12 protein-coding genes and 1 pseudogene are annotated in these 12,631 nt (G+C 65.7%); 6 read left to right on the plus strand and 7 right to left on the minus strand.

What is annotated here, in order from left to right:
• Window positions 1-9: 9 nt before the first annotated feature.
• The 6 genes from ACTIFF_RS04445 to mltA all read right to left on the minus strand — a co-directional run bounded on the left by ACTIFF_RS04445 (window position 10) and on the right by mltA (window position 5,729).
• On the minus strand, window positions 10-1,110 hold the full coding sequence (locus ACTIFF_RS04445) for a mechanosensitive ion channel family protein (protein WP_439535742.1): 1,101 nt from the start codon (window positions 1,108-1,110) through the stop codon (window positions 10-12).
• Window positions 1,111-1,182: 72 nt separating this feature from the next.
• Window positions 1,183-1,527, minus strand: a complete 345-nt coding sequence (locus tag ACTIFF_RS04450) for a hypothetical protein (protein WP_439535743.1) — start codon at window positions 1,525-1,527, stop codon at window positions 1,183-1,185.
• A gap of 112 nt (window positions 1,528-1,639) precedes the next feature.
• Entirely contained in the window at window positions 1,640-2,359 is a 720-nt protein-coding gene (locus tag ACTIFF_RS04455; protein ID WP_439535744.1) for a flagellar brake protein, read from the minus strand.
• A gap of 119 nt (window positions 2,360-2,478) precedes the next feature.
• On the minus strand, window positions 2,479-3,198 hold the full coding sequence (locus tag ACTIFF_RS04460; protein ID WP_439535745.1) for a flagellar brake protein: 720 nt from the start codon (window positions 3,196-3,198) through the stop codon (window positions 2,479-2,481).
• Window positions 3,199-3,598: 400 nt separating this feature from the next.
• Window positions 3,599-4,408, minus strand: coding sequence for an enoyl-CoA hydratase-related protein (locus ACTIFF_RS04465; RefSeq protein ID WP_439535746.1), 810 nt, complete (start codon window positions 4,406-4,408; stop codon window positions 3,599-3,601).
• A 25-nt stretch (window positions 4,409-4,433) separates the two neighbouring features.
• Window positions 4,434-5,729 carry a murein transglycosylase A gene (gene mltA, locus ACTIFF_RS04470; protein WP_439535747.1) on the minus strand — a complete coding sequence of 432 codons (1,296 nt, stop codon included), beginning with the start codon at window positions 5,727-5,729 and terminating at the stop codon, window positions 4,434-4,436.
• A gap of 112 nt (window positions 5,730-5,841) precedes the next feature.
• Here mltA and ACTIFF_RS04475 point away from each other — a divergent pair, with 112 nt between their 5' ends.
• From ACTIFF_RS04475 to ACTIFF_RS04495, 5 genes are all read left to right on the plus strand, one after another.
• Window positions 5,842-5,991, plus strand: a complete 150-nt coding sequence (locus tag ACTIFF_RS04475) for a hypothetical protein (protein WP_190295063.1) — start codon at window positions 5,842-5,844, stop codon at window positions 5,989-5,991.
• Entirely contained in the window at window positions 5,978-6,850 is an 873-nt protein-coding gene (locus ACTIFF_RS04480; protein ID WP_439535748.1) for an ATP-binding protein, read from the plus strand. The genes ACTIFF_RS04475 and ACTIFF_RS04480 overlap by 14 nt, the downstream gene beginning before the upstream one ends.
• A gap of 19 nt (window positions 6,851-6,869) precedes the next feature.
• The gene (locus ACTIFF_RS04485; protein WP_439535749.1) at window positions 6,870-7,820 is read left to right on the plus strand and encodes a Nudix family hydrolase; all 951 of its coding nucleotides are present in this window, start codon (window positions 6,870-6,872) and stop codon (window positions 7,818-7,820) included.
• Window positions 7,817-8,710 carry a TraB/GumN family protein gene (locus ACTIFF_RS04490; protein ID WP_439535750.1) on the plus strand — a complete coding sequence of 298 codons (894 nt, stop codon included), beginning with the start codon at window positions 7,817-7,819 and terminating at the stop codon, window positions 8,708-8,710. The genes ACTIFF_RS04485 and ACTIFF_RS04490 overlap by 4 nt, the downstream gene beginning before the upstream one ends.
• A 91-nt stretch (window positions 8,711-8,801) precedes the next feature.
• Window positions 8,802-10,838 (plus strand): methyl-accepting chemotaxis protein, encoded by a 2,037-nt coding sequence (locus tag ACTIFF_RS04495; RefSeq protein ID WP_439535751.1) that lies wholly within the window; start codon window positions 8,802-8,804, stop codon window positions 10,836-10,838.
• A gap of 93 nt (window positions 10,839-10,931) precedes the next feature.
• On the opposite strand, the pseudogene ACTIFF_RS04500 reads toward ACTIFF_RS04495, so the two are convergent.
• Window positions 10,932-11,657 (minus strand): annotated as a pseudogene (locus tag ACTIFF_RS04500) (YoaK family protein); the annotation flags it as partial.
• A gap of 125 nt (window positions 11,658-11,782) precedes the next feature.
• On the opposite strand from ACTIFF_RS04500, the gene ACTIFF_RS04505 reads away from it, so the two are divergent.
• Entirely contained in the window at window positions 11,783-12,628 is an 846-nt protein-coding gene (locus ACTIFF_RS04505) for a 23S rRNA (adenine(2030)-N(6))-methyltransferase RlmJ (protein ID WP_439535752.1), read from the plus strand.
• Window positions 12,629-12,631: the final 3 nt, after the last annotated feature.

Below are 12,631 nucleotides of genomic sequence, written 5' to 3' on the forward strand. Positions count from 1 at the left end.
TGATCCGGATCAAGCCGGTACGGCGTCCGGCGGCGGCGGCTCCAGCTCGACGTGCAGCGTCTGCGTCGGAAAGGCGACCTGCGCGCCGTGTTCGGCAATGATGTCGGCGATCTTCAGCAGCACGTCCTGCTTGACCATGTGGTACTCGACCCACACGGTGGTGCGGGTGAAGGTGTAGATCAGGATGTCGAGCGACGACGCGGCGAAGGCGTTGAAATTGACGATCAGCGTCTGCGTGGCATCGATGTCGGGATGCGTCTGCAGCATGGTCCGGATGTCGTTCACGATGGCGACCACTTTCGGCAGGTCGTCGTAGCGCACGCCGACCACTTCGCGGATGCGCCGGTTGGTCATGCGCGAAGGGTTTTCCACCACAATGGTGGTGAACAGCGCGTTCGGCACGTAGATCGGGTTCTTGTTGAAGGCGCGCACGCGCGTGTGGCGCCAGCTGATGTACTCCACCGTCCCTTCGATCGCCTTGTCGGGCGAACGTATCCATTCGCCGACGCTGAAGGGCCGATCGAGATAGATGGTGAGTCCGCCGAAGAAGTTGGCCAGCAGATCCTTGGCGGCGAAGCCCACCGCGATACCGCCGATGCCACCCAGCGTCAGCACACCAGCAATACTGACTCCGAGCGTCTGCAGACACAGCAGCAGCGCCGACACCACCACGACCAGCCGACCGAGCTTGCTCAGCGCATCGACCGTGGTGCGATCGATCTCGTCGCCGCGCACCAGTCGCGCGGCGACGATGTTCTCGCTGACCCGCCCGATGAAGCGCAGCAGGAACCAGCCAAGGCAGAGGACGATGCCGATGTTGCGCAACGGCACCACATATTCGAGGAAGGGTTCGTCGACGTGGCGTCGCAGGATGTCAACGGCCAGTGACAGTCCGATGAGCCAGATCACGACCAGCGTGGGCCGGCTGGCGCAGCCCACCAGCGCGTCATCCCAGACGTTGACCGTACGCACCGTGACACGACGGACGTGGCGCAGCAGGAATTCGGCCAGCAGACTGGCTGCTGCCGTGACCGTCAGGATGATGAGGATGCGGGTGATCCAGGGCTCGGCAAGAAAACCCAGGCCGACGCGATGGACGAACTCTGTCATGGACTGTTCCGGAGGGACGTTGAAGTGACGAGGGGCGCCGGGGCAGGCACCCCGGCGAAGCGCTGCGCGCGATCAGCGCTCGGGCGGTCGGGGTGGATCGTCGGCGCGGATGACCTCACCTTCGATCACGCGTCCGCTGGATTGCGATCCGTCATCGTCGGAGTACGACGCCGGCGCGCCCTCACCGGCCGCCATGCGAGCTTCCATCTGTGCGCGCATCTGCTGGCGCAGCGCACGCGTCTTCCACCACATCCAGCCCCATATGACCAGACCGAAGGCGATCGCGACCGCAATGATCACCACCGAAAACATCAGTCCGAGCACCAGCAGGACCACGCCGGCCAGCGCGGCGAACAGCTTTGCAAAAGGCCCGGCTGGCGCGGCTTGCATGTGGGTGGTGTGCCTGTGACGTTCCATGACTGCGGTTCCCGTTGTCCTCGACAGACATGACAGTACATCGCAAGCGCGGTTCTCGCCTATCGGCGCCCGCTGACGCAGGCCGATCTGCGCCGGGCAACGGACCCGCTCGTCACAGCCGCTTGTGCGGCTGTTCCACCAGATTCTGGTAGACGAAGCTCTTCAGGAAGATGTTGACCTGCGGATTCACATCGACGAACTGCACGCCATAGTTGAATCCGTCGGCGTCCGCGAGCGCGCTGACGTTGCGGATCACGCCATTCACCAGCACAGGGGTGCGCACCTCGTGCACTTCGAGGATCAATTCGATGGCCAGCGCATCCGTCACGCTGCGGGCCGCGCCGGGAATTCGTACCTCGGCACCGCTGGCGCTCAGATTGGTCACCACGGCCGGCACCGGCTGGGTGCTTTCGAGAATCCGGGCATTCAGGCGGGTCGCTATCCGTTCCGCGTTGCGGATCTGCCGCATCGTGATCTGGCGCGGGAAACGCAGGTGCAGGTATTCGAAGGGCGTGACGATGCGCTTTTCGACTGCGGTCAGGAAACCATAGGCGTGACGGCCGGAGAACGCGCGCACCGAAAAGGCATCACCCTCGATCGGCGCACCCGACCAGTTGCGCGTATCGGGCATTGTCACCACCAGGCTTACATCGTTCAAATAACCGATCAACCTGACGACCGCCGCCTGTTCGCCCAGCTTCGATGGAGGTTCGACGATGAGGCGGTCGCCCACCTTCATGCCGATATCCTTGAAAAGCACGCTCTTCTCGGCATTCTCGACGGCTGCCTCTACGACACCCGGGAGTGCAGTTGTCTGACCCGCTTGATTCATGTGTCCGCCATGGCAGTTCTTGTGTGACAAAAAAAATGCCAACGCATTCTTGCATGGCATTTTCCGACGACAGCAGTGTAATACATCTGGACCAGGTCCAGATCAAGGGGTCAAGCGACTTAGAGGCGCTTGTGCGGCTGCTCCACGAGATTCTGGTAAACGAAGCTCTTCAGGAAAATGTTGGTCTGCGCATTGACGTCGGAAAACTCGACGCCGTAAGCCGCCTCGCCGGTATCGACGATGTCGTGTGTGTTGCGGATGGTTGCGCTGACCACCACGCGGGTCCGCACCTTGTGGATGTCGAGAATCAATTCCAGGGAGATTGTTTCCCCGATGGCACGCGGCGGATCCCAGGCACGCACTTCGGCACCGGTGGCACTGAGGTTGGTCACCGTGGTCGACACCGGCTCGGCACCGTCGAGAACACGCGCGCTGATGGTCGTGGCAATCCGCTCGGCATTGCGGATCTGGCGCATCGTGATGCGGCGGGGGAATTGCAGATGCAGGTATTCAAAGGGATTGACCGAGCGCTTGCCCACCGTGGTCGAGAAACCATAGGCGTGACGGCCAGAAAACGCGCGCACCGCGAACTCGTCGCCTTCGATAGGCGGGCCGGCCCAGGCGCGGGTGTCGGGCATCGTCACCAGCACGCTCACATCGTTGACATAGCCGATCAGCTTGACCATTCCGAGCTGCTCGCCGAGCTTGGGCGGCGGTTCAAGAATGAGCCGGTCGCCGATCTTGAGACCGATGTCCTTGAACAGCACGTCCTTGACGACACCGGGCGCACTGGCGCCCTGCGCCACCGCCTCGATCATGCCCGCTTCGCTGTTGTTCATCGTTTTGCCGGAATCAGTGGTCGATGCTGCGCGGCATCGTAGGTTCGGAACCCAGGCGCGCTTCGCGCTGCGCCCGCTCAGGTCAGCACAACAAATTCTTTATCGATAACGGTCAGAATCGACCATTCCTTTGGGAACTGTTTCTCGGAATGCCGGCTGACCGGGCCAAAATCCTGCCACAGGCCCGTCGGGAAACGTCACCGCGCCGTCGCCAAGGCAAATCATCCATGGCGGCACGTCATTGATATCGACTCGAGCAGAACCCGCTTGAATCCGTCGCCGGACTGGCTGCCACAACGGATGCCGCCGAGGTGGACGGGCGCCCCGGCCGCACGGCGATCCGGCGAATGCCGGCCAGTGTTTCGGCATGAAGGCGCTGCAGCGTCGCCTGACTGAACGTTCAGCGCCCGCGAAACATCGGCGCGCGCTTGTCGGCGAACGCTGTCACCCCTTCGACGAAATCCATCGTCGCAGCGCAGCGCGCGAACGCCAGCGCCTCGGCCGCGAGCTGCGCCTCAAGTGATGGACCGGCAGCCACCAGCAGGCGCTTGATTTCCGCCAGTGCGTGACGCGGTCCGTGGGCGAACTGTGCGATGCGCGCCTGCGCTGCGCCCTCCAGCCCGGCAACCGGCACCACCTGCTCGATCAGCCCGAGCGCCAGCGCTTCCGGCGCCGCGACGCGCCGCGCCGACCACATCATTTCGCGCGCCCGCCGCTCGCCCAGCGCCCGCATCAGGAACATCGACTGGCCACCGTCGCAGGGCAGTGCCAGCCCGGTGTAGGCGGTGCTGAACACCGCATCATCGGCGGCGATCACACAGTCGGATGCCAGCGCAAGCGACAGCCCGTAGCCCGCGCAGGCGCCCTGCACCACCGACAGCACCGGCTGGTGCGCACGGCGCAGCGCGAGAATGACCGGATTGACCCAGTTTTCGATCAGCGCCCGGAACGCATCAAGCCGCGCCGGCGCCTCCAGGTAAAGGGTGGCGCGAAAATCGTTGATGTCGCCGCCGGCGCTGAAGCTGCCACCGGCACCACGCAGCACCAGCACGCGGCAGTCCGGATCGGCCAGACTCGCCTCTACCGCCTTGCGCATGGCCTGCAGCATGGCCACCGAAAACGCATTGCGCCGCGCCGGGTTCGAAATGGTGATCGTCGCAACACCGTGTTCGCACGCGCTGAGTATGTGGCCGTCCGCCTGATCGTTCATACGCCCCTCCCTGTCATCCCGCCGCTCAGGGCGGCGTGAAGCCGACCGGCAGCAGCACCCACATGCGACCCTGCTGGCGCATGCGGCCCGCCAGCGCGCCGGCCTCCGGACCGAAGCCCCAGAAGAAATCGGCGCGCACGCCACCCTTGATCGCACCACCGGTGTCCTGCGCCATCATCAGGCGGCGCAGCGGGTCGACGCTGTTCGGGCGCGTGGTGTCCAACCACACCGGCGCGCCCAGCGGCACGCTGCGCGGATCGACCGCGATCACCCGCTCGCCGGCGATCGGCACGCCAAGCGCGCCGAGCGGTCCTTCCGGCAGACCCGGAGCCTGCTTGCCGATCGGCAGTTCGCGAAAGAACACATAGCTCGGATTGGCCGCCATCATCGTCGCGACACGCGACGGATTGGCGCGCGCCCACTGCCGGATACCCTGCATCGACGCCTGCTCGAGCTTCAGTTCGCCCTGATCGACCAACCAGCGGCCGATCGACTGATAGCTGTGGCCGTTCTGGTCAGCGTAGCCCACACGCACACGGCTGCCGTCCGGCAATTCGACCTGGCCGGAACCCTGAACCTGCAGGAAGAACACATCGAGCGCGTCAGCCGCCCAGAACAACACCTTGCGGTCGAATTCGGCTGCACGCGCATCCAGTTCGCTGCGCGACCAGTAAGGCACCACCTTGCGCCCCTCGATGCGGCCGCGCAGCCGAAGATGCTTCAGATCCGGGTGCAGGCTGGCGACATCGATCACCAGCAGATCATCCGGCACCGCGTGAATGGGGTGCATGTAGGAACCGCCGCGCGTGCGGCTCGCCCGCAGCAGCGGTTCGTAATAGCCGGTCACCAGCCCCTGGTCGGTGCCGTCGCCATTGAGCAGCTGCCACGGGCGGAAAGCCGATTCAAAGAACGCACGCACCGCAGCGCTGTCTTCCTGGACGAGTGATGCAAGTGCGGCGCACGGTGAGCGCCACTCGGCACGACTGGCCAGCGCGCTGCAGCTGGCGCGCAGCGCCGGCAGCGCCTCGCGCAGATCGTCATCGGGCCAGCCTTCGAGCGCGGACCACTCGGCGGCGACCAGGCGCGGCGGCCGCTTTGCCTCGGGCACCGGTGCCGCCGGCGGGCAGACCGGGCAGGCAGCGCATGCCGGGCAGGTCGGGCAGACCTGCGGCGCCACGGCGGCAGGCTGCACATCCGGGCAGGACTGCGCAGCGACCGGGCTCGCCGGCCCGGGCCTCGGGGCCGAGGCGCAGGCGGCGAGCAATGCGCTGGCCGAAGCGAGCAGGGCAAGCCGGACGCCGCGGCGGATTTGCTGGAACATCGTGATGTGCTTTAGATTGGCGCGCCCGCAGACGCTGAGGGTGCAATGATAACGAGCAGCGGTCCTGCCGGACCGCTGCATTCAAGACGGACGTTTCGCAGACACTTCACCCATGTGGATATTCCTCCTCGAAGCCGGCGTTGCGCTGGCCCTGCTGCTGTTCATCCTGTGGTGGACGCTGCCGCGCAAGGAAAAGGACGCCTCCGACACCGAGCCGCCGAAGGCGCTCACCGACAAGAAGGATGACCATGACAGACCGTGACGGTTTCGAAAGCCTGATCGCCCGCGCGCATGCGCTGTTCGATCGCCTCGAACACATGATCCCGGCGCCGCCGGCGCCACCGGACTGGAAGGCGACCGCCTACCGCTGGCGACGCAGCAACGGTCGCGGACGGCTGGAACCGGTCGCCCATCCGCACAAGCTGCGCCTGTCCGACCTCAAGGACATCGACGTGCAGAAGGCGCGCATCACCACCAACACCAGGCAGTTCGTCGAAGGCAAGCCGGCCAACAATGTGCTGCTGACCGGTGCGCGCGGCACCGGCAAGAGTTCGCTGGTGAAGGCGTTGCTGAATGATTTTTCGAAGAAGGGCCTGCGCCTGATCGAGGTCGACCGCGACGATCTCGTCGACCTGCCCGATATCACCGACCTGATCGCCAACCGGCCCGAGCGTTTCATCATCTATTGCGACGACCTGTCGTTCGAATCCGGCGAGCCCGGCTACAAGGCGCTGAAGAGCATTCTCGACGGCTCGGTGTCGGCGGTGCTCGACAACGTGCTCATCTACGCGACGTCGAACCGGCGTCACCTGATGCCCGAATACTTCTCCGAGAACAGCGAAGCGAAGCATGTCGACGGCGAAGTTCATCCGGGCGAAGCGACCGAGGAAAAGATTTCGCTGTCCGAGCGCTTCGGCCTGTGGCTGTCGTTCTACCCCTTCGATCAGGAGGCGTATCTGGACATCGTGCGGCACTGGCTGAAGAAACTCGGCGTGCCGCCGGACCAGATCGAAGCCTGCCGCGCCGATGCGCTGCGCTGGACGCTGGAACGCGGCTCGCGCAGCGGCCGCGTCGCCTGGCAGTTCGCGCGCGACTGGGCGGGGCAGCATGCGGCAAAGTGAGCGCTTGAAGGGCTGACGCATGACCGAACGCAAGCAGGTCGCCGTCGCAGCGGCCGTCATTTTCCGGGATACCGCACGCGGACGGGAATTCCTCCTCGGCCAGCGCGCGCCGGGCACCTTCTATCCCGGCTTCTGGGAATTTCCCGGTGGCAAGGTGGAAGCGGGCGAAGCGCCGGTCGATGCGCTCAAGCGCGAACTGGACGAGGAACTGGGCATCACGGTTACGGCCAGTTCGCCCTGGCTGACGCTGTCGCACGAATACGAGCACGCCTTCGTGCGGCTGCATTTTTTCCGGGTTGAAGCCTGGCAGGGCGCGCTGCAGGACAACGTACACAGCGCGCTGAGCTGGCAGCAGGCCGATGTGCTGACCGTCGGGCCGATGCTGCCGGCCAACGGGCCGGTGCTCAAATCGCTGCGCCTGCCCGGTTTCATGGCCATCAGCCACGCCTGGCAGATCGGCCATGCGGCGCAGCTCGACGCCATCCGCCGCGCCTGCGCGCGGCAGCGGCTGATGCTGCAGATCCGTGAACCGGTCATGGATGACGCGACGCGGGCCTTCGCCGCCGAAGCGATCCGGCTGGCGCACGCCGGCGGTTCGCCTGTCGTCCTCAACGGCGATCCGGCACTCGCCCGCACGCTGGGGGCCGATGGCGTGCATCTGAAGTCGGCGCAGCTGACCGCGCTGGCGGCCCGCCCCGACTTCGAATGGGTGGGCGCGTCCTGCCATACGGCCGACGAATTGGCGCAGGCCGCGCGGCTCGGCCTCGACTACGCGGTGGTCGGCCCGGTTTTGCCGACCGCCACCCATCCCGACGCCGCGGGCATGGGCTGGGCCACGCTGACATCACTGGTTGCGACATGCGGCATTCCGGTGTTTGCCATCGGCGGACTCGATGCATCGCACAGGCAGGCCGCACACGCCTGCGGTGCGCACGGCATCGCCGCGATCCGCGGCGCCTGGGCGACATGACGACGCGCCGCCTGTTCCTGCGTCAGTGCGGTGCCGTGGCTCTGGCAAGCACGCTGCCGACAGCACTGCGCGCCGCACCGAACGGCCCCTACGATCAAGGGCTGCTGTGGAAGATCACGCTCGGTGACGCGCCGGTCAGCCATCTGTTCGGCACGCTGCACAGCGGTGAGCCGCGCGTGCTCGACCGTGCGGCGTCGCTGTATACCTATATAGACGCGGTACGCGTATTCATGCCGGAACTGGTGGCCGACGCCGATGCCGTGAATGCCTTCATGGCCGCCAGTACGTCGGACACCGACGACCTGTCGAAAAGGGTGGGCAGGAAGCACTGGCCGCGGGTGTCGCAGAGGTTGTCGCTGCACGGCGTCGACGAACGCGTGCAGACGCGGTTGCGGCCGTGGGCGGCGCTGGTGACGCTGCTGCAGCCGGTCGGCGGTGCGCAGCCCACGCTCGATGAGGTGCTGGTGCGCCGCGCACGTGCCGCCGGCCGGAAGATCCTGCCGATCGAGAGCGTGCAGGAACAGATCGATGCGATCGCGCGGCTGCCCGACGCGACAATCATGGCGCTGCTGATCGACAGCGCGCGCCGGCATGACGAAATCCAGGCCGGCGTGGCGCCGATGACCGACGCCTGGCTGGCCGGCGACACCGGCGAACTGGCGCGCATCAACAGCCGGCTGATCGGCGATGACCCGGCGCTGCGCCGCCATGCCGACCTGTTCCTGCAGTCTTTGCTCGGCCAGCGCAATGCGCGTTTCGTCGAACGCCTGCTGCCGCAGATCCGCGAAGGCGGCGTATTTGCCGCTTTCGGCGCCGCCCACCTGACCGGACCGGACGGCGTGCTCGCGCGCCTGCTGCAGGCCGGCTGCACCACCGACCGGATCGTCTGACTCCAGTTTTCGGTGCCTGTGCCGTGAATTGCAGGGCACGTTGCTTCGCATAGCTCGTCAAGCCATTGCGGGCATCCACTGGAGACTTCTCATGAACGCATTCAACCGCCTGTCGGTGGTACATCAGCTTTCGATTTCGATCGGTCTGCTCTGCGCAGTCATCTTCGCGTCGCTGATCCTCATCGTATCGATATCCACCCAGCGCTCGACGCTGCAACAGACCGAGGCCCATCTTGGCGACCAGGCCGATTCCACGGTGCAGTTGCTCGACCTGAGCTATCAGAACGCAATGGCCAGTGCCGAAAAGGGGATGAGCGCGCTGAAACGCGGGCTGGGCGGCGATGTCGTGGTTGGCGACGACACGATGCCCCTGGGTGAGTATGGTGCTGTTCGCATCGCACGCGTCAATGGCGCGACCATCAACGGCGACGTCGGGCGGGTCACCTCGCTGCGCGACCTGATCGGCGCCGATCCGGCCGTGATGGTGCGGGTCGGCGACGATTTCGTGCGGGTCGCGACACTGCTCAAGGACAAGGACGGCAAGTCGATGGCCGGCAAGGCCATCAACAAGAGCAAGGAAACCGAAACCCTGCTTGCCGGCAAGCCGTATTCCGGAGTCGTGATGCGCAACGGGCGCTTCTACATTTCCTCGATGGAGCCGATCAAGGATGCCTCGGGCACCGTCGTGGGTGCGCTGTCGGCGCGGGTCGACGTGCAACAGGGCATCGATCAGCTGTTCGCGTCGCTCAAAACGCTGCGCATCGGCGACACCGGCTACCTGCACATCCTGAAGCCCGGTGAAACGGCGGACGCGAGCGAAATGATCCTGCACCCCGAACATGCCGGCAAATCGATCGCCGACATCGGCAACCCGGCGCTGACCGGCGTCATCGCACAGCAGCTCGACATGAAGAATGGCCAGCTGGTGTATGACTGGCCGCGCGCTGACGGCAGCATGGCACCGAAGATCGCCACCTTCCGCACCTCGGACACCTGGGGCTGGATGGTGTCCTCCGGCGCGCATGTTGCGGAATTCACGGCCGCTGGCGTGCAGTTGCGCAACCAGTTGATCATGATCTGCGTCGGCGCAGCGCTGCTGCTGGCGGCGCTCACGTGGTGGCTGGCACACAGCCGGCTGGTGCGGCTGAAGGATGTTTCGGCGGCGATGACCCGATTGGGCAATGGCGATTTCAGCCAGCGTCTCGCCGTGAAGTCCGGCGAAAGTCGCAATGAACTGGACCAGATCACCGTGCAGATCAACGAAGCGACACGCAAGACTGCCGCACTGATCACCGCCACGGCCGACGCCGCCCGCGCGGTGGGCGAAGCGGCGCGTTCGCTGCGCGCCGGTTCGAGCGAAGTGGTCGAAGGTTCGACCGAACAAAGCAGCGCTGCTGCCGGACTTGCCGCCGCGATCGAAGAACTGTCGGTCAGCATCACCCATGTGGCAGACAGCGCAGGCGTGGCCGATGCGGTCAGCCGCGAGGCGCGCAGTGCCGCGATGGATGGCGAGCGGCAGTTGCACGCGGTGGTCGATGGCATGCAGCACATCGCCCGCGACATCACCGACGCCTCGACCGCCGTGACCGATCTGGCCGGCCGTACGCGCGAAATTTCGAATGTCGGCCGCATCATCCAGGAAATTGCCGAACAGACCAATCTGCTGGCGCTCAACGCAGCCATCGAAGCTGCGCGCGCCGGCGAGTCCGGTCGCGGCTTCGCCGTGGTGGCCGACGAAGTGCGCAAGCTGGCCGAACGCACGGCCGCCTCGACGAAGGAGATTGCCAGCATGGTCAGCAGCGTGCAGGCGGACGCTGACAAGGTTGTGCAGCGCATTTCCGAAGTCAGCGGTCAGGTCGCCACCGGCGTGAGCCGGGCAACCGAAGCGGGTGCGGTGCTGCGCGTGATCAGCGAGCAAAGTGAGCGCACCGCTGCGGCAATGAAGGAAATCGCCGCCGCCACGCGCGAACAGAGCAGCGCCAGCCAGAGCGTGGCGCAGGGCGTGGAACGCATCGCCGGCATGGCAGAGCAGAATGCCGACGTCACCCGGCGCGCCGACGGCGAAACACTCGGTCTGGAAAAGCTGGCTGGCCAGCTGCAGGAGAACGTCGGCCGCTTCGTGGTCTGAGTTTCTCGTATCGCGGTCGGGGGCGTTTCCGGACGCGGCCCCCCGGCCGGCCCCGCCGGATCAGCGCCTCGGCGCTCTCCGGAAGAGCGGCGTCAGGTCATCAAGCGCGGGAATCAGCGCCAGCAAGACAAGCAGCGCCGCCAGAGGCAGCGTGGACACATAGCCCACGTGCTTGAAGCCCAGTGCCCCGGCAACGCCCCCACCAAAGAAGCAGCCCGTCAGCGACAGCAGGACGCGCAGACGATTGCGATCGGCGCTCACCTGCTGGTCGGCGGCGCGCCCGCGGTTCCAATAGATCAGCTTGCCCAGTTCGATGCCGATGTCGGTGATCACACCGGTCAGGTGCGTCGTGCGCACTTCGCCGTGCGAAAGCTTCGTGATGATGGCGTTCTGCAAGCCCATGATGAAACAGAGGAGCATGACGGTCAGCGGCACGAACAGGCCCTGGATTTCCGACAGGCGCGCCCCGAGCAAGCCGAAACACAGCAGCAGGCAGGCTTCCAGCAGCAGGGGCAGCGCATATTCGCCGTGCAGCTTCCGGCCACGTGAATAGTTGATCATGATCGCGCTGCAGGCTGCGCCGGTCAGGAAGGACAGCAGACCACCGAGCCCGGCGAGCACGAGTCCGTATTCGCGCAGCACCAGATCGTCGGCGATCGCAGACACGATGCCCGTCATGTGCGACGTGTATTGGGCGACGGCGAGAAACCCGCCCGCGTTGATGGCGCCTGCGACAAACGCGAGCGCAAAGCCGAGGTGACGATTGGCGTCCGGCGTCCGGACACGTCCAGTCAGCTGCCGGACGTACTGAATAGGCATCGAAGCACTTCTTTCCCGAACGGAAGTCAACCAGCCCAAGCCCCGATCGTATCGCATCGCCCCACAACGCCGGCCGGTGCACCGGGCGGCGACGTATACTTGCGCTCCACCACGCCCGCCCCGCCATGCTCAGCTACCGCCACGCCTTCCATGCAGGCAACCCGGCCGACGTGCTCAAGCACTTCGTGCTCGTTGAACTGCTTCAGCACCTGAACCAGAAGGACAAGCCCTACTGGTACATCGACACGCACGCGGGTGCGGGCGGCTACGCGCTGGACAGCGGTTTCGCGGCCAAGAACGCCGAGTACGCCGCCGGTATCGCAAGACTGTGGTCGGCGCCCGACCTGCCACCGCAACTCGCGACCTATGTCGATCTGGTGCGCGCCTTCAACAGCGGCCCCAAACTGCGCGCCTATCCGGGCTCGCCGATGATTGCGCGCGCGCTGCTGCGCGACGACGACCGGATGCGACTGTTCGAATTGCACACGGCCGACAACAAGCTGCTGAACGCCGCCTTCGCAGAGGCCGGTCGCAGCGTGAAGGTCGAAAAATCCGACGGCTTTTCAGGCCTGCGCACCTTGCTGCCACCGCCGCCGCGCCGCGCGCTGGTGCTGATCGACCCGCCCTACGAAATCCGCGAAGACTACCGGCTGGCCTTCGAAACGCTGCGCGACGCCAACACGCGGTTTCCGAGCGGCACCTACTGCCTGTGGTATCCGCAGCTGCACCGCATGGAATCGCGCGACCTGCCGGCCAAACTCAAGCGCCTGCCGGTGCCGGCCTGGCTGCATGTATCGCTGACCACGCGCAAGCCATCGCCGGACGGCTTCGGCATGCACGGCAGCGGCCTGTTCATCGTCAATCCGCCATGGACACTGCCGGCCACGCTGAAGACCGTCCTGCCCTGGCTCACCCGCACGCTGGCGCTCGACGACGGTGCAAAGTTCGAACTCGATTTCAAGATCCCGTAAGGC

Source organism: Methyloversatilis sp., from assembly GCF_051861465.1.
In the GTDB taxonomy this organism is placed as follows: Bacteria; Pseudomonadota; Gammaproteobacteria; order Burkholderiales; family Rhodocyclaceae; genus Methyloversatilis.